The organism is Microbacterium sp. KHB019, assembly GCF_037285405.1.
In the GTDB taxonomy this organism is placed as follows: domain Bacteria; phylum Actinomycetota; class Actinomycetes; order Actinomycetales; family Microbacteriaceae; genus Microbacterium.
The window spans coordinates 1-250 of sequence record NZ_JBBDHF010000012.1; the positions used below are offsets into that span (position 1 = coordinate 1).

At 48.8% G+C, this 250-nt stretch carries 1 rRNA gene; it reads right to left on the reverse strand.

What is annotated here, in order from left to right:
• Window positions 1-103, reverse strand: a 23S ribosomal RNA gene (locus KHB019_RS15100); the annotation flags it as partial.
• Between the last annotated feature and the right edge of the window lie 147 nt (window positions 104-250).

Sequence of the window (250 nt, forward strand, 5' to 3'; positions counted from 1 at the left end):
TCAAAACTTGCTTATCAGTTCCCCGAGGCTTATCGCAGATTGCTACGTCCTTCTTCGGCTCCAGATGCCAAGGCATCCACCGTTTGCTCTTAAAGACTTGAAACAACATGAGTTCGAATCGTCAAAATTGAAATTGACTAATGATCTTTAAGATCATCATTACAACGCGGCCCGAAGGCTGCGCTGAAGATGCTCGCGTCCACTGTGTAGTTCTCAAAGTACGGGCGGTACCCCCACCGCCTCACCAACC